Raw genomic sequence first — 17,626 nt, 5'->3', positions numbered from 1 at the left:
CAGCCCTACGCCCGGAACCCCGGGTAGCCGAGGACGAGGATCCGCTCCGCCGGTCGCAGGACGTAGGGGACCGCCTTCCCGGTCGGCTCGAAGCCGAGCCGCCGGTAGAACGCCTGGGCGCGCTCGTTGTCCTCGTGCACGCCCAGGGTCAGTGCCCCCACGGTGGTGTGCTCCCGGGCGTGCCGGATCACCGCGTGCACCAGCTCGGCGGCCGGGCCGCCGGCTCCGCGGTGCGCCGGGGCGACGTAGACCGAGTGGATGTGCACGTGGTCGGGGACGTCCGCCAGCGGCTCGACGCCGGCGATCCCGACCCGGGCGCCGTTCCCGTCACCGGCCGTGAAGGTGGCGCTCTCCCGCGCGGTGGCCTGGTGGGCGGCCCGCTGCCGCCAGTGGTCGTCGGGGAGGGCAGCGGTGTCGGGGTAGGAGGAGCTGAAGGCGTTCGGGGAGTCCCGTAGCGCCTCCAGGGTGATCCCGCGCAGTTCCCGCCACTCCCCGGCGGCCAGCCGGCGTACGTCGTAGTGCATGCGTCGAGCCTGGCACGGGCGGTGCGGCGGCCGGATCGCGCCCGGGGATGACCTTCGTCACCGGAGCTCCCCCGGGAAGGGGACCCGCCGCCGGAGGATCTGAGCGTTCCGGGCGGTTGTGTCAGTCTGGTGGGGGAGCACCGCCGAGATCGGGAGGCTCGTGATGACCGAGATCAGGGTGAACGGGGTGGCGCTGCACTACGAGGCCCACGGAGAGGGCCCCGGCGTCGTCCTGGTCCACGGTTCCTGGAGCGACGCGGACTCCTGGGCGCGGGTGCTGCCGGGCCTGGCCGAGTCCACCACCGCGGTCGCCTACGACCGCCGGGGGCACAGCCGCAGCGAGGACCTGCTCACCCAGGGTTCGGTGCACGAGGACGCGGCCGACCTGGCCGGGCTGATCCAGGGGCTGGGCCTGGCGCCCGCCTTCGCCTACGGCGACTCCTACGGCGCACTGGTCACCCTCCGGCTCGCCGCCGCCCGGCCCGACCTGCTGCGCGGGATCGCCGTGCACGAGCCGCCGGGCACCGGCATCCTGCTGGCCGACCCGGACCTGCGCCCGATCGGCACCGCCTTCGCCGACCGGATCGCCGCCGTCCGGGAGCTGCTGGAGCAGGCCGAGTCCGCCGCGGCCGCCGAACTGTACGTGGACAGCCTCGCCTTCGGCCCCGGTGCCTGGGAGCAGCTGCCCGCGCCGGTCCGGCACACCTACATCCGCAACGCGCCCACCTACCTGGACGAGCTGCGCGACCCGGACGCGCTCGACCTCGACCTCACGGGGCTCTCCCGGTTCGGCGAACCGGCGCTGCTCACCCAGAGCGACGACAGCGCGCCGATGTTCGGCGAGGTGCTGGACCTCATCGACCTCGCCCTGCCCAAGGCGGAACGCCACCTGTACGAGGGCGCCGGGCACGCCCCTCACCTGTCGCAGCCGGAGGAGTGGGTGCGGGTGGTGCTGCCGCGGGCGCTGGGCTGAGGAGTCCCCGGCCGGACGCGCGCTGTTCGCGTAACGCCCGCCGCACGCTCGCCGTCGAAGTGCCCCGGGGCGCAGGCTACTTCCGTGACCGCGTCGGCATGGACGCGGTGCGAGCGGAAGGACGAACATGACGAGTACGCGCGGCCGCGTCGCCGCCCTGCTGGGCGCCCTCGCGGTGGTCGCCGGTACCACCCTGGCCACCCCCGCCCTCGCCTCCACCGGACCCGGCACCGGAACGGGCACCGGCACCGGAACCACCCCCGGCACCGGGATCACCGGGCAGGCGCCCTGCCCGGACGCCCCCGAGCTCACCTGCGGGACCCTCACCGTCCCGCTCGACCACCGCGGCGCCACCCCCGGCACCCTCGACCTCCGGGTGGCCGTCACCGGCACCACCAGGGCGCCCAAGGGCGACCTGCTGTTCCTCACCGGCGGCCCCGGCCAGCCCGGCGTCCCCGGGATGGACCGGATCGTGGCCAGGCTGGAGCCCGTCCTCAAGGACTACCGCCTGGTGATGTTCGACCAGCGCGGCACCGGCCGGGGCGCGCTCCGCTGCCCGGGCCTCCAGGAGGACATGGGCTCCTCCGACCTCGCCGTGCCGCGCAAGCAGTCGATCGCCGACTGCGCCGCCGCCCTCGGCCCGAACGCCCGCTTCTACAGCACGGCGGACACCGTCGCCGACATCGACCTGCTGCGCCGCGCCCTCGGCGACCGGCGCCTCACCCTGGACGGCGTCTCCTACGGCACCGTCGTCGCCGAGCGCTACGCCCTCGCCCACCCGGCGCACGTGGCCCGGCTGGTGCTCGACTCGGTAGCGCCGCGGCAGGGCTTCGACCCCCTCGACCTGGCCGCCCTACCCTCCACCGCCCGGGTCCTGCGGGCGGCCTGCCAGGCCACCGGCTGCACCACCGACCCGGCCGCCGACCTCGCGGCCACCGTCCGGCGGTACGGCAACGGGGCGCAGCTCCTGAGCGCGCTCACCGGCTACGAGTTCATCGACCCCGACTACGGCGCGGTCCCGGAGATCCTGCACGAGGCCGCGGCCGGTCGGCCCGCGAAGCTCCAGGACTTCTTCGACCTCGTTCACCGGGAGGTCGACGCCGCGTCGGCCGAGGAGCTCAGCCAGGGGTTGCACTCCGCCACCCTGTGCGCCGACTCGCGCTTCCCGTGGGGCACCACCGACACCCCCGTCGAAGGCCGCGCGGCGGCGCTGGAGCGCACCCGGCAGCGGCTGACCGCCGAGCAGACCTGGCCGTACGACCCGGCGACCGCGACCGGGCTCGGCAGCCTCCTGGTCTGCCTCGACTGGCCGCGGACGCCGGTGCCGCCGATGCCGTCGGAGCACCGCAGGCTGCCCGACGTGCCGGTCCTGCTGCTCGGCGGCGACCGTGACCTCGCCACGCCGTACGAACTGATGGACGAGTATGCCGAGTTCGCGCACCACCCGCGGATCGTGATCGTGCCCGGGGCGGCGCACTCGGTGCAGAACCGGGCGGCGAACCCGGCCGGACGGCAGGCGGTGTACGACTTCCTGCTGAAGTAGCGGGAGCCGACGGGCCGTTGCGCACACGAGGCGGAACGGCCCGTCGCGGGTCCGGAGTCGGCCGCGCGCCCCAGTCGCCGCCCTACTGTTCGACGCTCGCACCCCACCCGTCGTCCGGCAGAGTGCCGTCCGGCTCGGGGCACTCGGCGTGCTCGAAGCCCCACAGCACCGCCTTGTGCAGCACCCACTCCGGTAGCGGCGGTCGGTCGTAGCCGTCGCGGTCGGTGAGTACCAGCTCGACCCGGACCTCCTCGGCGGGCGAGAACTCCAGGTTCCGCTGGTTCGGCAGGTTCTCGTACGTCAGCGTCCGCCAGCCGTGGCCGGTGGCGGTGAGCGCGGGCGTCAGCTCGGCCTCGGTGACGCGGGTGGCGAACGTCAGCGCGCCGCCGCCCGGTTGGGGGAGGTCGAGCTCGCCGTGCCAGACCGGCAGGGACAGCGAGTGGAGCTTGCGGCAGCGGCAGAACACCGCCTGCACGTCGCCCCAGCCGAAGGCGTGCGGCCACCGGCTGTTCCGGTGGACCCGGCCGCCGTCCCACGGATCGCCGTAGCGGGCGGCGAGTTCGGGCAGCGAGGCGCCGTAGCGCAGCTCGCCGAGGCCGCCGGTGGTGGCCAGGGCGGTGACGAGCGGGAGGAAGCCGGTCAGTCCAGGCACGCGCGCACCGCCTCGATCAGCCGGTTCGCCCGGGCGTCGCCGTGGCCGATCATCCGGTTGGCGACGTAGGCGAAGCCGACGCCGAACTCGTCGTCCCCGAAGGCGAACTGGCCGCCGGCGCCGTCGTTGCCGAAGCTGCGGGCGCCGCCCCAGCCCTGGTGCTGCTGCATCTGTGGTGCCCCGTTCTGCCCTGGTCTTTCCTCAAGATCGACCGAACCACGCTACGGGAGCCGGGCGGCCCTGACGAGGGGATCTCACCAGGCCGGGGCTGGTGGGACGGATGTGGCAGACTCCCCTGCCATCGAGAAGGAGGAGGAGCGGGTGGACCGTGAGGCGCTGACGGCGCTCTGGGAACGACGGTGGCCCGGCACGGAGCCCGTCGGGTACGAGATCGGCCGGGAACGGGACGTCTGGGTGCGCTTCCACAGCCTGCCGGAGTCCAAGCGGTACCCCGACGACGAGCGGGAGTACGCGATCGTCCTGGAGCGCCACAACACCGTGCTGGACGAGCTGTTCGCCGGCGCCGAGGTGTACGTCCTCACCCCCAGGTGGACGGGCTCGGCGAGCGTCCCCCGGATGCGCCGGGACGCCAAGCACTGGCGGACCTGGCTCCAGTCGGACGACGAGGTGCCGGAGTTCCGCACGTACTGCCACGTCTTCGTGGAACGGCGGCAGTGGCGGCGCGGCAGCCTGGACGGGCTGCTGCGCCGGGTCGCCGACGACCGGGAGGGCGGGGTGATCATCACCGGCACCGGCATGCGGCGGCTCTACCACCCGTACGACGGCGGGGCGGACGTCCACCTGGCCACGACGGAGGAGCGCGACCGGCTGAGGGAACGGCACGCCGACTGGCTGTCGCGGCACCCGGGCGGCCTGTGAGCGGGGGCCGCCCGAATTCGGATGACAGCCGGGGCCGGGTCCGCGACCATGTGCCGGTGGCCATGGAACCGGACCTTCTCAGCCTGAACATCGTGTGCCCACCGGACGGCAAGGGCGGCGTGCAGGTCCGCCCGGTCGTCAACGGCCGGGATCTCCTGGCAGAGGTGCTCCCCGGCGGCGTCGGAGGCTCCCGGTACATGGCAGCGGACCCCCGGTCCCTGTTGGGCCGGGCCGGGCCGACACGGACCTGCCCCACGTGCAGTTCGGGACGACCCTCTGGATCTCCGAGGACGCCCCGGAGCTCCAGGCCGAGCAGCTCGAAGCGCGGCTGACCGCAGCAGATCCCCGGGCCACCGCCGAAGTCTGGGGAGGGTACGAGGTTGATCGACTGGGCTACCCGTGGCCGTCCGACCCGCTGTTCCTGTGAACGGCTGCTTCGCGTAGCGGCTTGCCGCCACGCCTGTCCGCGCCGCAGAGTGTCCGGGGCGCGTCGACGATCACGCGCTCCGGCGGCCCCCGGCTGCCGCGGTGAGTGAGGGAGTGGCCCGTGGCCGTCAGTCTGAGCAAGGTCGAGCAGAGCGCGCCCGCGCTGGTGAACCTCTACAAGACCGCGAGCGCCTCGGTGGAGCGGAGCGGGCTGAGCGGCCAGCGGTTGGCCGTGTACCTGGTGATCGACTACTCCGGCTCGATGAAGCCCTACTACAAGGACGGCAGCGTCCAGGCGCTCGCGGACCGGGTGCTGGGGCTGTCGGCCAACCTGGACGACGACGGGAGCGTGCCCGTCGTGTTCTTCTCCACCGAGGTGGACGCGGAGGAGGAGATCGCCCTGGCGGACCACGCGGGCTGGATCGACCGGATCGTCGCGCGCCTCGGCCACATGGGCCGGACCAGCTACCACCTGGCGATGGATGCCGTGGTCGAGCACTACCGGAAGAGCGGTACCACGGCGCCGGCCCTGGTGCTGTTCCAGACGGACGGCGGGCCGATCGACAAGGGCGCGGCGGAGCAGCGGCTGTGCGAGGCCGCGAAGCTGCCGATCTTCTGGCAGTTCATCGGGTTCGGCGACCCGGGCAGCCGGCAGTTCGACTTCCTGCGCAAGCTGGACGAGTTGGCGGTCCCGGCGAGACGGCCCATCGACAACGCGGGCTTCGTCCACCTGGGGCCGGACCCCCGGAAGGTCTCCGACCAGAAGCTGTACGACCTGCTGCTCGCGGAGCTCCCGGTGTGGCTCAGGGCCGCCCGGGCCCAGGGCGTCGCACCGGACGGCCCGGAACTGCGGGTGCCGAACGCGCCGCAGCCCGAGCAGCCGGAGCGGCCCGAGCGCCGGGGCTTCTGGGCGGCGCTGACCGCGTGGCTGGGGCGGCTGGGCGGCACCGGCCGGTGAGCGCGTGCCCGGCGCGGTGATCCCGGCGCGGTGATCCCGGCGCGGTGACGGGTGGTCGCACCACCGCCGCCGTCTATCCAGCCCCTGGCCTGGGCAGGCTCGGGCTGAGACAGTGTCAGCGAAAGGGGCCGACCATGGCCGCAGTTCACGAATCCGTCCTCGACGCGATCGGCGGCACGCCGCTGATCCGCCTGGCCCGGCTCGGCGCCGGGATCGCCGCGCCGATCTACGCCAAGGCCGAGTTCCTCAGCATCGGCGGCAGCGTCAAGGACCGGGCCGCGCTGTCCATGGTCCTCGCCGCCGAGCGGGACGGGCTGCTGGGGCCGGGCGGGACGATCGTCGAGGCGACCTCCGGGAACACCGGCATCGGCCTGGCCATCGTCGGACGGCAGCGCGGGTACCGGGTGATCGCCGGGGTGGCCGACAAGGCGTCGGCCGAGAAGTCCGACATCCTGCGGGCGTACGGCGCGGAGGTGGTGCTCGCGCCGACCTCGGTGCCACAGGAGGATCCGAGGCACCTGTTCAACGTGGTCCGGCGGCTGGTCGAGGAGATCCCGGGCGCCTGGCTCGCCAACCAGTACGACAACCCGGCCAACCCCGACGCCCACATCCGGACCACCGGCCCCGAGATCTGGGAGCAGACCGGCGGCCGGGTGACCCACTTCGTGGCGGGCGTCGGCACCGGCGGCACCGTCACCGGCAACGGGCGCTTCCTGAAGGAGGCCTCCGGGGGCAGGGTGACCGTGGTCGGCGCGGACCCGGAGTCCTCTTCGTACGGGGGCGGGGACGGCAGCCCGTGGTTCGTCGAGTCGATCGGGCACTACCTGCACCCCGAGACCGTCGAGGACCGCCGGCCGCAGGCGCTGGGGTCGGAGGTGATCGATTCCTACGAGCGGATCCCTGACCGCGAGTCGCTGCTGACCGCCCGCCGGCTCTCGCGGGAGGAGGGCCTGCTGGCCGGGCCGTCCTCCGGCGCGGCGGTCGCGGCGGCCCTGCGGGTGGCGCGGCGGCTCGGGCCGGACGACCTGGTCGTGGTGGTGCTGCCGGACTCGGGGCGCTCCTACCTGTCCAAGGTGCACAGCGACGCGTGGATGCGGGAGTGGGGCTTCCTGGAGGAGGACGGGGAGGGACTGCGGCCGCTGCTCGACGCCGCCGGGCCGCTGGTCGTGGTCGACGCCGACGCGACCGTGGGCGGGGCGCTGGAGGCGCTGCGCACCGCACCCGGTGGCGTCGCCCCGGCGGTGCTGGCGCGGGCGGCGCGCCCGTACGGGGTGGCCGCGACGGAGGTGGTCGGCGCGGTGTCCCGGGAGGTGCTGACGGCCGCGCTCGCGGACGGCGCGGCCAAGCCGGGGGACCCGCTGGGCGCGCTGGTCGGGCCGGCGCTGCCGACGGTCGGCGTCGGGCAGTCGGCGGCCGAGACGCGGGCGGCGCTGGCGGGCGGGCGGCCCGCGGTGCTGGTGCTGGTGGACGGCCGGGTGGCGGGGCTGCTGCCGAGGGAGGCGCTGGGCTAACTCCCGTCCGCCGGCGCCAGGATGGCGGTGATCACCCGGTCCAGGGCGCGGTCGAACGCCCGGTCCGGGTCGGCGGGCGGGCCGGCCGTGGCGAAGGCCTGGGCCAGGTGCGGGAATTCACCGCTCGCCGCCGCCCGGCCGAGGTAACCGACCAGCTCGGCCTGCCACTTGGCGCCCGCGGCCGCCGTGTGCTCGTACTGCGCGAACTGGCCGACGAAGCCGTTGAACAGCGCCATCGCCTCCATCCGGTCGCCGCCGCCGAGGCCGGTGGGGGCGGTGGCGGCGAGGAAGTGGTCGGTGTAGCGCAGGGCGTTGGGGCCGATGCTCGGGCGGGCCAGTACCAGGGCGGGCAGCCAGGGGTGGCGGCGGAAGACGGCCAGCTGCTGGTGGGCGAGGTCGGTGAGGTCGGCCCGGACGTCGCCGCTGGGCGCGGGCGGGAGCCGGTACTCGGCGGCGGCCGCGTCGAGCATCAGGTCGAGCAGGTGCTCCTTCTTCGGCACGTAGTTGTAGAGCGACATGGTGCCCGCGCCGAGCGCCGCCGCGACCCGCCGCATGGAGACCGCGTCCAGGCCCTCGGCGTCGGCGATCCCGATGGCCGCGGCGGCGATCGAGGCGCGGCTGTGGGCCGGGCGCGGGCCGCGGCCGGTGCGCTCGGGGCGCAGCCAGATCACCTCGGGGGCGTCGGGTGGCGTGGGTTTGCTGGACGGAGTCGGTTCGCTGGACGGCACTGGAAGATCACCTCGCTCTCCTCATCGTAGATACGTACGGCGTACGTAGTACGATGCGCTGGCGCGCGCTTCTACGTACGCTGTACCTGGAGAAGGGGCAGAGCCATGTCCGACACCACCCGGCCCGCCATCGAGATGGCGGGCGTGGAGAAACGATTCGGTGCCACCGAGGCCCTGCGCGGCCTCGACCTCACCGTCCCGGCCGGCACGGTCTGCGGCCTGCTCGGCCCCAACGGCGCCGGCAAGACCACCGCCGTCCGCGTCCTCGCCACCCTGGTCGCCCCCGACCGCGGCACCGCCAGGGTCGCCGGGCACGACGTCGTCCGGGACGCCGAGGACGTCCGGCGGGCCATCGGCCTCGCCGGGCAGCACGCCGCCGTCGACGAGGGAGTCACCGGCCGCGACAACCTGCGGCTGCTCGGCCGGCTGCACCACCTCGGCGCCCGCCGGGCCCGGGAGCGCGCCGACGAACTGCTCACCCGCTTCGACCTCACCGAGGCCGCCGACCGGCTCGTGCGCACCTACTCCGGCGGCATGCGCCGACGCCTCGACCTCGTCGCCAGCCTGGTCACCAGCCCGCCGGTGCTCTTCCTGGACGAGCCCACCACCGGGCTCGACCCGCGCAGCCGGCAGGCGATCTGGGACACCGTCAAGGAGCTGGCGGACGGCGGCACCACCGTGCTGCTCACCACCCAGTACCTGGAGGAGGCCGACCGCCTCGCCGACGACATCGTGGTGGTCGACCACGGCGCCGCCATCGCCACCGGCCCACCGCACCGGCTCAAGGCGGCGATCGGCAGCCAGGTCTCCGTCACCCTGGCCGATCCCGCCCAACTCGCCGCCACCGCCGTGGTGTTGTCCTCGATGACCGGAGGCGACGCACAGGTGGACGTCGCCGAGCGGACGGTCACCGTGCTGACCGTCCCGGGCATGCCCGTCCTGCTGCCCTCGCTGGTGCGCGAGTTGGACGGCGCCGGCGTCGTCGCCGAGGACGTCGCGGTGCGCACGCCCTCGCTGGACGACGTGTTCCTCACCCTGACCCACGAGGAGACCCTCGCCCACGAGTCCGCCGACGCCGAGAGGGCCGCCTGATGGCCGTCGCCGTCCACGCCGCTCCGCGACCGTCCGCGGCCGCCCGGCTGGTGTCCGACACCTGGACCTCGATGCTCCGCGTCCTGCTCAACTACCGCCACTCACCCGGGCTGTTGGCCGCCTCGCTGGGCGTGCCGGTGGTGATGGTGGTGGTCTTCGGGTACGTCTTCGGCAGCGCCATGCGGGTGCCCGGCGGCGGTGACTACCGGGAGTTCCTGATGCCCGGCATGTTCGCCATGGTCGCCACCAACGGCGTCATGACCACCATGGTCGGCGCCGCCCGCGACGTCGGGCGCGGGGTCGCCGACCGGCTGCGCTCCATGCCGCTCTCCCGCACCGGACTGCTGCTCGGGCAGACCCTCGCCGACCTGCTGGTCAGCGTGGTCGTCCTGGCGCTGCTGGCCCTGGTCGGCCTCGCCGTCGGCTGGCGCGCCCGGCACGGACTCGCCGACGCGGCCGGGGCGTTCGCCCTGCTGCTGCTCTTCCGCTTCGTGATGACCTGGGTCGGCACCGTGCTCGGCCTGGCCGTCGGCAAGGAGGAGGCGGCCGGTCAGCTGTCCGTCGCGGTCTTCCCGCTGGCGATGGTCACCAACGCCTACGTGCCGACCGGCGGCATGCCCGGCTGGCTGCGCTTCCTCGCCGACTGGAACCCGGTCAGCTCCGTCGTCCAGGCCTGCCGGGAGCTGTTCGGCAACCCCTCGGCGGCCGGCACCGCCTGGCCGACGCAGCACGCCGTCCCCGCCGCACTGCTCTGGAGCGCCGTGCTGCTCGTGACCTGCGTGCCGCTGGCCGTACGGAAGTTCGCCGGCCACGGGCGGTGATCCGCGGGGCTCCGGCGCACCCCTGATGCGCTGGACAGCGGAGCCGGTGTGGTCTTGGGTGGGGCGCCATGGAGTACACCCACCTCGGCCGCACCGGCCTGACCGTCTCCCGACTCTGCCTCGGCACCATGAACTTCGGCCCCCACACCGAGGAGGCCGAGGCCCACCGCCTCATGGACACCGCCCACGAGCGCGGCATCAACTTCTTCGACACCGCGAACAGTTACGGCCGCGACAGCGCGGGCGGCCAGCGGGGCCGTACCGAGGAGATCATCGGCCGGTGGTTCGCCAAAGGCGGCGGCCGCCGCGAGCGCACCGTCCTCGCCACCAAGGTCTACGCCGACATGGGCGACTGGCCGAACGAGAGCAGGCTCTCCGCGCTCGCCGTCCGCAAGGCCGTCGAGGCCAGCCTGCGCCGCCTGCAGACCGACCACATCGACCTGTACCAGATGCACCACATCGACCGGGCCACGCCCTGGGAGGAGATCTGGCAGGCGATGGAGGTCCTGGTCGCCCAGGGCAAGATCGTCTACGTCGGCTCCAGCAACTTCGCCGGCTGGCACATCGCCCAGGCCCAGGAGACCGCCCGCGCCCGCCGCTTCCTCGGCCTGGTCAGCGAGCAGTCCCTCTACAACCTGCTCGACCGCGCCGTCGAGCTGGAGGTCGTCCCCGCCCTGCAGCACTACGGCGTCGGGCTGATCCCGTGGTCCCCGCTGCGCAGCGGCCTGCTCGGCGGCATCCTGCGCAAGGAGCGCGAGGGCACCCGCGACCGCAGTGCGATGCCCTACGCCGGCGAACTCCTCGCCAGGCACCGCGACCGCATCCAGGCCTACGAGGACTTCGCCGCCGAACTCGGCGCCGACCCCGCCGACCTCGCCCTCGCCTGGCTGCTCTCCCGCCCCGCCGTCACCGCCCCGATCATCGGCCCCCGCACCCCGGCCCACCTCGACGCGGCCCTCGGGGCGCTCGACCTCAAGCTGGACCAGGAGACCCTCGACCGCCTCGACGAGCTCTTCCCGGGCCACCGGCCCGCCCCGGAGGACTACGCCTGGTAGGGCGGTCCGCTCGCCCCCGGCCGCTCCCCGGTCCCGGCTCCGGCCGCTCCCCGCCCCGGCCGCGCCTCCGGCCCGGCGGGGGCCGGGGCGCGGGGCCGGGCCGGCACATCGCCAACACGCCTTCTCCGTAGCCGAATTGTGCCCGTGGCGAGCCTTGACCGGGGCACCCGGCGCTGATGTAGTCACGGCCTACATGGGCAAGGGTACGGGGAGGCAGATTTGTCCTTGTTCGCCAGACCACAGCCGGGCTTCACCACCGCCGCCGCCACCGGCGACACCGTGGTGCTGCTGATCGGCATGCGGATCAACCGGTTCTGGGCCGTGCACCACTGGGGTCCGGTGATGTACGCGATGCTCCGGATGCTGTACGAGCTACGCCGCGCCCCCGAGCGCGGCCTGCGCGGCCGCATCCTGCTGACCGCCTCGCCGCGCACCTACTACGTCGTCCAGTACTGGGAGTCGAAGGAGAAGCTGTACGGCTACGCCCACGCGCCGGACGGCTTCCACCACACCGTGTGGGGCATCGCCAACCGCAAGCAGCGGGAGGGCAAGGTGCGCGGGCACGTCGGGCTGTGGCACGAGTCGTACATCGTGCCGCCGGGCGGGTACGAGTCGATCTACTTCGACATGCCGCCGTTCGGCCTGGCCGCCGCCACCGGTTCGCTGCCGGTGGAGGCGCGGGGGCGGAACGCGGCCCAGCGGCTGGCCTACCGCGAGCCGGCGGCCGACGGGGCGGGCGCGGCCGGCGGGGTCGGCGGGGCGGGCGGATCCGACGTGGCCAGGGGGACCGGCGCCTGAGCGCGGGCGCGTCGGGGGTGCGGGGGTGCGGGGGTGCGGGGGTGCCTGAGGGCGGGCGCGTCGGGAGTGCGGCCGCGCCGGGAGTGTCGCCGGCCGTCCCGTCGCCGCGCCGTGAGAGCGTCGGGGGACGGTAGATCGGGGTGACGCGCGGCCGCACGCGCCGGCGCGGCCGCTGCGGGTGGTGCACGAGGTGCCGTACCACGCGCAGTGGGAGTCGGCGGAGCTGGTGCGGGAGATCGTCGACGGGCGGCTGGACGCGTCCGCCGACCCGCGCTGGGGGCAGTCCGGCGCGGCCACCTCGGAGGAGTACGCGTGGTGGTCCTGGCGGCTGTGCGGGGTGGCCTGCCTGCGGATGGCGCTGGCGCACTGGTGGGGCGTGACCCCGGCGGCGATGGCGCTCGCGGGCGAGTGCGTGGCGGCCGGCGCGTACCTGCGGGACGGCGAGAGCCTGCGCGGGCTGATCCACGCGCCGTTCGCCGAGTACGTCGAGCGCCGCTGGGGACTGGCGGCGCGCGCAGCGGAGTTGACGCCGCGTCAGGTGTCTGCCGAGGTGGCCGGCGGCCGGCTGGTGATGGTGTCGGTGCACCCGTCGATCCGCGATCCGTACGGGCCGGATCCGGTGCGGCGCGGCGGGCACCTGGTGCTGGCGGTGGGCGCCACGGACACGGCGCTGCTGATCCACAACCCCTCCGGGTTCCCGGGGGAGTCACAGGCCTTCGCGCGCGTGCCGTGGCGGACGTTCGGGCGGTTCTACGCCGGTCGGGGGATCGTCCTGGGCCCGCCCGGGGCGCCGCCGTCCGGGCGCAACGGGCCTGCCGTCACTGGTTGTTGTCCGGCAGTCCCATCGGGTTGATCGGCAGCCGGCCGCGACAGAGCGCCGAGACCGGCTTCAACGCCGCGGCCAGCCGGTCGAGTTCGGCGCGCGGGTAGCCGTCCCAGACCCGGGCGGCGGCCAGGTCGGTGGCGGCCTCCAGGCTCTGGTGGCGGATCCGGCCGAGCTCGGTGAGCGCCCCCTCGGCGGTCAGCCAGCCGCGCTCGACCAGGCGCTCGGCGGCCGCCTCCCACTCGGCGTCCGTCCACCCGCGCAGCGGCTGGATCATCTCGCGCCGCATGTCCATCGCGCAGCGGACCACCAGCGCCTCGCAGCCGTCGAGCCCGGCCGCCACCAGGGCGGCCACGTGGCCGTCGCCGCGGTGCTCGCGCATCAGGGTGGCGGCCTGCCAGAGCCGCTCGTACAGGCCGCTGGGGCGGGGGAGCGCGGCGTTGGCGGCGGCCAGCACCCGGCCGGCGCAGTCCAGCCGGGTGGCGGCCTGCTCCAGGGTCTCGGCGACCAGCTCGACCTGCTCCCTGTCCACGTGCTCCAGCAGCTGGCCCAGGATCGTCGCCGAGGCCTTCAGCCGGGCGGTCAGCGCCTCCTCCGGGCTCGTGCGGCTCCACACCTCCGGCAGGGCGCGCTCGACCATCGCCGGGGCGAAGGTGAAGAACGCGGCGGTCACCGGCGGGGCGTCCACCGCGCCGAGCGGGGCCGCGCGGGTGCCGAAGTAGCCGTGCAGGCGGCCCTGCAGACCCGCCTCCTCGAAGGCGGCGGCGCCCTCGGGAAGGAAGTAGGTGACGGCGTGCACCGGCTCGAAGAGCCACCACAGGGCGCGGGCCGGGTGGACGGAATCGGTCATCGGGAGACCTTCCTCGGACGTGTTCAGGGCTGTGGACCGTTCCAGGGCTGATGACCACGGCGAGGGCCCCGGTAACCCCGGAGCGGATGTGATGACGGTCACGCGGAGGTCACCGTGTGCGGTCGGCGGCGCCGGCGCGCGGGATGATGGGATGAGGTGCCCGCTCCGGGGGCGCCGCCCAGCCCTCGCAAGCCCTCGTACGAAGGTAGTCGGTCATGGCCCAGATCAACCCCAGCATCCTGTCCGCGGACTTCGCCCGGCTCGCCGACGAGGCCGAGGCCGTCCGGGGTTCCGACTGGCTGCACGTGGACGTCATGGACAACCACTTCGTGCCCAACCTGACCCTCGGCGTGCCGGTGGTCGAGTCGCTCGCCCGCGCCACCGACATCCCGCTCGACCTCCACCTGATGATCGAGGACCCGGACCGCTGGGCCCCGCAGTACGTCGAGGCCGGCGCCGGCTCGGTCACCTTCCACGTCGAGGCCGCCGCCGCGCCCGTCCGGCTCGCCCGCGAGATCCGCGCCAAGGGCGCCCGCGCCTCGATGGCGCTCAAGCCGGGCACCCCGATCGAGCCGTACGAGGACCTGCTGCCCGAGCTCGACATGGTGCTGATCATGACCGTCGAGCCCGGCTTCGGCGGCCAGGCCTTCCTGGACATCATGCTGCCGAAGATCCGCCGCACCCGGGAGCTGATCGCCAAGCACGACCTGGAGCTGTGGCTCCAGGTGGACGGCGGCGTCGCGGCCGACACCGTGGAGCGCTGCGCGGAGGCGGGCGCGGACGTGTTCGTGGCCGGCTCCGCGGTGTACGGCGCCGAGGACCCGGCCGAGGCGGTCCGCAACCTGCGGGAGCTCGCCGGGAAGGCGTCGGCCGACGCCTGGTGGGCCTGCGGGCACTGAGCCCCGCCGCTCACCGGTCCGACCGCCGGACGGCCGGGCGCGGGTGGAGGAATGCCGCACCGTGGCGGATGATCGGTGACGGCGTCCCCGAGGACCCCGCCCGGCCCCGCCCGCCCCGAGCGACGCCGGCCCCTCTCCGTCTCCCCGTACGGTGGTGGAACCGCGATGAGCAACCTCGACACCAGGCCCACCCCGACCAGCTGCGGCCGCGAGGCCGGCACCGGCCCCGTGAAGGACTTGCTGACGGCCCGTCAGTTCCCGCTCGGTGAAAGCACGGTGGTCCGCCGACTGCTGCCCAACCTCGGCCGCCGGATGGTCGGCGCCTGGTGCTTCGTCGACCACTACGGGCCCGACGACATCGCCGACGAGCCGGGCATGCAGGTCCCGCCGCACCCGCACATGGGGCTGCAGACGGTCAGCTGGCTCCACCAGGGCGAGGTGCTGCACCGCGACAGCCTCGGCAGCCTCCAGACCGTCCGACCGTACGAGCTGGGCCTGATGACCTCCGGCCGGGCGATCTCGCACTCCGAGGAGTCCCCGCGCCCGCACGCCCGCCACCTGCACGGCGCCCAGCTCTGGGTCGCCCTGCCGGAGGCCGGCCGGCACGGCGCCCCCGCCTTCGAGCACCACCCCGAGCTGCCCGTGGTCACCGCCCCGGGGCTGCGCGCCACCGTCATCCTCGGCACGCTCGACACCGCCACCTCGCCCGGCACCACCCACACCCCGCTGGTCGGCGCCGACCTCGCCCTCACCGACGGCGCGGACCTCCGCCTCCCGCTCGTCCCCGACTTCGAGTACGCCGTCCTCGCCATGTCCGGCCGCGCCGACGTCGACGGCGTCCCGGTCGAGCCCGGCTCCCTGCTCTACCTCGGCTGCGGCCGCCCCGACCTCCCGCTCCGCGCCCACGGCGACACCGCCGTCCTCCTCCTCGGCGGCGAGCCCTTCGACGAGAAGATCGTCATGTGGTGGAACTTCATCGGCCGCTCCACCGAGGACATCGCCCGGGCCCGCAGCGACTGGATGACCGGCACCCGCTTCGGCGAGGTCCACGGCTACGACGGCGCCCGCCTACCGGCCCCGGAGCTGCCGTCGATCCCGTTGAAGTCGCGCGGACGGGTGCGCTGACTGTGCGGAAATGTGGATTTGGCGCTTGCGTTCGGCGCTCGGCGTGGCGCGACCTCACGCGCGTCTACCGCTGGTAGCGGGCAGCGAGGTCGGCGGCATGGAGGGGGTGGGGGAGCCGGGTGGCCACGTTCGTGTGGAGATGGGCCGTGCGCAGGGACTGGACGTACATGGTCCCGGCTGTCGACGTGCGGCACTTCCCGGGCGGCGTCGCGTTCGATGATGCGGACGAGGCGCAGCCCGGGGCAGTCCTCGCGGAGCCGAATGCCGAGCCGGTCGTGCGGGTCGGTGGCCCTGTCCTCGTACGGGTCCAGAAGTGCGCTCGCGTCCGGGGCGGCGCCCGGCAGGATGAGCACGTCCTCGCGCATGTGCTGGGTCTGGAGTCAGGGCCGGCCGCAGCTGCGGATGTTGCGTCCGCCGACGAGGGAGCAGGCGCGGCCCGGTCGGGCCGGCTGGTCAGCAGCTGGCAGGGCGTGATCTCCACCGGACCGGTCAGAAAGCCCTGGAGAGCTGAACGAGCTGTCCGGCTCGCGCCCGCTCGGCGAGACGTACTGGGACGGTCCTGGCATGCGGCTCGGCGGTGCCGGCCGGTCAGGGATGAATCGGTGCAGCTCATGGGTGGTGGCAGGGGAAAGGGCGCGGCAAAGCGGAATATTTCTTACCGGATATCCGGGCGGTAACGGATGTGGTGGGAGTTGGCTGTGTGACGGATGGGACTGCAGTGATTGATGTGCAAGGGTGGCTCGAAAAGTGTTGCGCTTGCGTGAGAGGCACACCTATACTCGGCAGAGTTTTGACACTGACTGTCACCCAGGTGGGGCATCGGATAGGCAAAGACCTTCTGTCGGCGTTCGACCGATTTGGGGTCAAAGTCGGACACGGGGACGGGGGGAGAGGTGGAAGCGAACCTTCGGGTCGTTTTCAGTGGATGTGATGAAGTAGTCAGTGTCAGCGATTCCGTAGATGATCGCTCCGGGCGGGGTGTGTACTAAGCCGGGGCGGTACGAGGGAGGGGGGCGGGTGAAGGAGCGCGTGCGCGCTTGCCGGAATCCGGTTGGCGCGGTTGGCGGTCGAGGCGTCTGGTGCTGGCGCCGGGGGTGTTCGGTCGTTCGGGTGCGCCGCTCGCGCTGAAGCGATGCCGGGCTTTCTCCGCCCCGGGTCTTCGGGCGAGGGCCGAGCAGTCGGGTAGCCGATCGGCCATCGGTGTGTGCCCGCTGCTGAGCTGGTCTCATGCGAATCCGCGGCGGAATGGGGCTGCCCTGGCTGGGGTCCGAACCACGCGGGTTTGCCGTCGGCCGGAATTCTGTTGTCGAAAGTGGGTGGGTTTCCGTTCCCGGAATGCCCGCAGGTCTTTGTTTCTCCCTTGAATCGCTGGCAGGGTCGAAATCGGCCAGTGGCATGTCTGAAGAAGAACTTACTCATTCACCAGAGGAGCGGACAATCATGGTGCACAGGTTCTCGCTTGTCCTGAACCGCGAAGTGAACGACAAGGAAAAGGTCGCACTGAAGGAGGCGAGCGGCGCCGGCATCGCGTTCGTCGATGACACCCTCCCGACGAACGCGGATGTCGCCGTCACCCGTATCGAATTCGAGGACGAGGTCACGGCCACGCTCGCCGAGGCCATCGAGGCCGGCTTCGAGGCCGTCAAGGTCATCCCGGACCTGTCCGTCCCCGGCCTGAGCGTGCCTGCTCAGCCGGCCACGGCCGAGAGCGGAGAGGGCGAGGAGGCCGTCAACGTGACGGCCGACGCCACGCCCTGACCGCACGCCGTCCTCGCCCGGCGGGGAACGGAACCGAATCCCGCGCCTGAGCGTGCGGGAGCCACCGCCGGGCGCCGGGAGGCAGCGCGGCCACCGCGATGAGCGGTCGGCCGCGGCCTTCCGCATGCCCGCGCGGCGGGAGCAGCACCGTGAAGAAACACGTATAGCAGTGAAGGGCCGCGTCCGCCGTACGCGCATGTGGTCAGCACGT

17 protein-coding genes and 2 pseudogenes are annotated in these 17,626 nt (G+C 73.7%); 14 read left to right on the top strand and 5 right to left on the bottom strand.

What is annotated here, in order from left to right:
* Positions 1-5 precede the first annotated feature (5 nt).
* The gene (locus ACZ5GH_RS06505; RefSeq protein ID WP_387751027.1) at positions 6-524 is read right to left on the bottom strand and encodes a GNAT family N-acetyltransferase; all 519 of its coding nucleotides are present in this window, start codon (positions 522-524) and stop codon (positions 6-8) included.
* A 163-nt stretch (positions 525-687) separates the two neighbouring features.
* Between ACZ5GH_RS06505 and ACZ5GH_RS06500 the strand changes: the two genes are divergently transcribed.
* A complete protein-coding gene (locus ACZ5GH_RS06500; RefSeq protein WP_387751030.1) occupies positions 688-1,497 on the top strand; it encodes an alpha/beta fold hydrolase in 810 nt (269 codons plus the stop codon).
* A 127-nt stretch (positions 1,498-1,624) separates the two neighbouring features.
* A complete protein-coding gene (locus ACZ5GH_RS06495; protein WP_464333690.1) occupies positions 1,625-3,040 on the top strand; it encodes an alpha/beta fold hydrolase in 1,416 nt (471 codons plus the stop codon).
* 82 nt (positions 3,041-3,122) lie between these two features.
* On the opposite strand, the gene ACZ5GH_RS06490 is transcribed toward ACZ5GH_RS06495, so the two are convergent.
* Together ACZ5GH_RS06490 and ACZ5GH_RS06485 are read right to left on the bottom strand one after the other, a co-directional pair.
* A complete protein-coding gene (locus tag ACZ5GH_RS06490) occupies positions 3,123-3,692 on the bottom strand; it encodes a hypothetical protein (protein ID WP_387751036.1) in 570 nt (189 codons plus the stop codon).
* A pseudogene (locus tag ACZ5GH_RS06485) lies at positions 3,680-3,838 on the bottom strand (carboxylesterase); the annotation flags it as partial. The pseudogene ACZ5GH_RS06485 and the gene ACZ5GH_RS06490, both read right to left, overlap by 13 nt.
* 136 nt (positions 3,839-3,974) lie before the next feature.
* Here ACZ5GH_RS06485 and ACZ5GH_RS06480 point away from each other — a divergent pair.
* The 4 genes and pseudogenes from ACZ5GH_RS06480 (at position 3,975) to ACZ5GH_RS06465 (ending at position 7,466) form a co-directional block, all read left to right on the top strand.
* Positions 3,975-4,571 (top strand): DUF3885 domain-containing protein, encoded by a 597-nt coding sequence (locus ACZ5GH_RS06480; protein WP_387751038.1) that lies wholly within the window; start codon positions 3,975-3,977, stop codon positions 4,569-4,571.
* A 256-nt stretch (positions 4,572-4,827) separates the two neighbouring features.
* Positions 4,828-4,998 (top strand): hypothetical protein, encoded by a 171-nt coding sequence (locus ACZ5GH_RS06475; RefSeq protein ID WP_387751040.1) that lies wholly within the window; start codon positions 4,828-4,830, stop codon positions 4,996-4,998.
* A 120-nt stretch (positions 4,999-5,118) separates the two neighbouring features.
* Positions 5,119-5,826 (top strand): annotated as a pseudogene (locus ACZ5GH_RS06470) (vWA domain-containing protein); the annotation flags it as partial.
* 263 nt (positions 5,827-6,089) lie between these two features.
* Positions 6,090-7,466 (top strand): pyridoxal-phosphate dependent enzyme, encoded by a 1,377-nt coding sequence (locus ACZ5GH_RS06465; protein WP_387751042.1) that lies wholly within the window; start codon positions 6,090-6,092, stop codon positions 7,464-7,466.
* On the opposite strand, the gene ACZ5GH_RS06460 is transcribed toward ACZ5GH_RS06465, so the two are convergent.
* Positions 7,463-8,194 (bottom strand): TetR/AcrR family transcriptional regulator, encoded by a 732-nt coding sequence (locus ACZ5GH_RS06460; RefSeq protein WP_387751045.1) that lies wholly within the window; start codon positions 8,192-8,194, stop codon positions 7,463-7,465. The genes ACZ5GH_RS06465 and ACZ5GH_RS06460 overlap by 4 nt on opposite strands.
* Before the next feature lie 105 nt (positions 8,195-8,299).
* Here ACZ5GH_RS06460 and ACZ5GH_RS06455 point away from each other — a divergent pair, with 105 nt between their 5' ends.
* The 5 genes from ACZ5GH_RS06455 (at position 8,300) to ACZ5GH_RS06435 (ending at position 12,813) form a co-directional block, all read left to right on the top strand.
* On the top strand, positions 8,300-9,286 hold the full coding sequence (locus ACZ5GH_RS06455) for an ATP-binding cassette domain-containing protein (protein ID WP_464333689.1): 987 nt from the start codon (positions 8,300-8,302) through the stop codon (positions 9,284-9,286).
* Positions 9,286-10,107: an ABC transporter permease gene (locus ACZ5GH_RS06450; protein ID WP_464333688.1), complete on the top strand. Its 822-nt coding sequence runs from the start codon at positions 9,286-9,288 to the stop codon at positions 10,105-10,107. Before ACZ5GH_RS06455 ends, ACZ5GH_RS06450 begins: the two co-directional genes overlap by 1 nt.
* Positions 10,108-10,175: 68 nt before the next feature.
* Positions 10,176-11,162: an aldo/keto reductase gene (locus tag ACZ5GH_RS06445; RefSeq protein ID WP_464333687.1), complete on the top strand. Its 987-nt coding sequence runs from the start codon at positions 10,176-10,178 to the stop codon at positions 11,160-11,162.
* A gap of 225 nt (positions 11,163-11,387) precedes the next feature.
* Positions 11,388-11,960, top strand: a complete 573-nt coding sequence (locus tag ACZ5GH_RS06440; protein ID WP_387751055.1) for a DUF4188 domain-containing protein — start codon at positions 11,388-11,390, stop codon at positions 11,958-11,960.
* A gap of 190 nt (positions 11,961-12,150) precedes the next feature.
* Entirely contained in the window at positions 12,151-12,813 is a 663-nt protein-coding gene (locus tag ACZ5GH_RS06435) for a C39 family peptidase (RefSeq protein WP_464333686.1), read from the top strand.
* Here ACZ5GH_RS06435 and ACZ5GH_RS06430 read toward each other — a convergent pair.
* Positions 12,779-13,633, bottom strand: coding sequence for an SCO6745 family protein (locus ACZ5GH_RS06430; protein ID WP_387751059.1), 855 nt, complete (start codon positions 13,631-13,633; stop codon positions 12,779-12,781). The genes ACZ5GH_RS06435 and ACZ5GH_RS06430 overlap by 35 nt on opposite strands.
* Before the next feature lie 215 nt (positions 13,634-13,848).
* Here ACZ5GH_RS06430 and rpe point away from each other — a divergent pair, with 215 nt between their 5' ends.
* From rpe to ACZ5GH_RS06415, 3 genes are all read left to right on the top strand, one after another.
* Positions 13,849-14,532, top strand: a complete 684-nt coding sequence (gene rpe, locus ACZ5GH_RS06425) for a ribulose-phosphate 3-epimerase (RefSeq protein ID WP_387751062.1) — start codon at positions 13,849-13,851, stop codon at positions 14,530-14,532.
* A 165-nt stretch (positions 14,533-14,697) separates the two neighbouring features.
* Positions 14,698-15,657, top strand: coding sequence for a pirin family protein (locus ACZ5GH_RS06420; RefSeq protein ID WP_464333685.1), 960 nt, complete (start codon positions 14,698-14,700; stop codon positions 15,655-15,657).
* Positions 15,658-17,097: 1,440 nt separating this feature from the next.
* Positions 17,098-17,415 (top strand): hypothetical protein, encoded by a 318-nt coding sequence (locus ACZ5GH_RS06415; RefSeq protein ID WP_464333684.1) that lies wholly within the window; start codon positions 17,098-17,100, stop codon positions 17,413-17,415.
* The last annotated feature ends 211 nt before the right edge of the window (positions 17,416-17,626 follow it).

The sequence above is a fragment of the Kitasatospora sp. Xyl93 genome (assembly GCF_055383135.1).
The sequence above is the reverse complement of the archived record's forward strand: the minus strand, read 5'-3'. Positions and strand labels throughout refer to the sequence as shown.

Bases quoted from the DNA above. Each gene is read 5' to 3' on its own strand.
- ACZ5GH_RS06450 (WP_464333688.1), top strand. From the start codon at position 9,286: ATGGCCGTCGCCGTCCACGCCGCTCCGCGACCGTCCGCGGCCGCCCGG.
- ACZ5GH_RS06445 (WP_464333687.1), top strand. From the start codon at position 10,176: ATGGAGTACACCCACCTCGGCCGCACCGGCCTGACCGTCTCCCGACTC.
- ACZ5GH_RS06500 (WP_387751030.1), top strand. From the start codon at position 688: ATGACCGAGATCAGGGTGAACGGGGTGGCGCTGCACTACGAGGCCCAC.
- ACZ5GH_RS06420 (WP_464333685.1), top strand. From the start codon at position 14,698: ATGAGCAACCTCGACACCAGGCCCACCCCGACCAGCTGCGGCCGCGAG.
- ACZ5GH_RS06415 (WP_464333684.1), top strand. From the start codon at position 17,098: ATGGTGCACAGGTTCTCGCTTGTCCTGAACCGCGAAGTGAACGACAAG.
- ACZ5GH_RS06465 (WP_387751042.1), top strand. From the start codon at position 6,090: ATGGCCGCAGTTCACGAATCCGTCCTCGACGCGATCGGCGGCACGCCG.
- ACZ5GH_RS06430 (WP_387751059.1), bottom strand. From the start codon at position 13,633: ATGACCGATTCCGTCCACCCGGCCCGCGCCCTGTGGTGGCTCTTCGAG.
- ACZ5GH_RS06455 (WP_464333689.1), top strand. From the start codon at position 8,300: ATGTCCGACACCACCCGGCCCGCCATCGAGATGGCGGGCGTGGAGAAA.
- ACZ5GH_RS06495 (WP_464333690.1), top strand. From the start codon at position 1,625: ATGACGAGTACGCGCGGCCGCGTCGCCGCCCTGCTGGGCGCCCTCGCG.
- rpe (WP_387751062.1), top strand. From the start codon at position 13,849: ATGGCCCAGATCAACCCCAGCATCCTGTCCGCGGACTTCGCCCGGCTC.
- ACZ5GH_RS06505 (WP_387751027.1), bottom strand. From the start codon at position 524: ATGCACTACGACGTACGCCGGCTGGCCGCCGGGGAGTGGCGGGAACTG.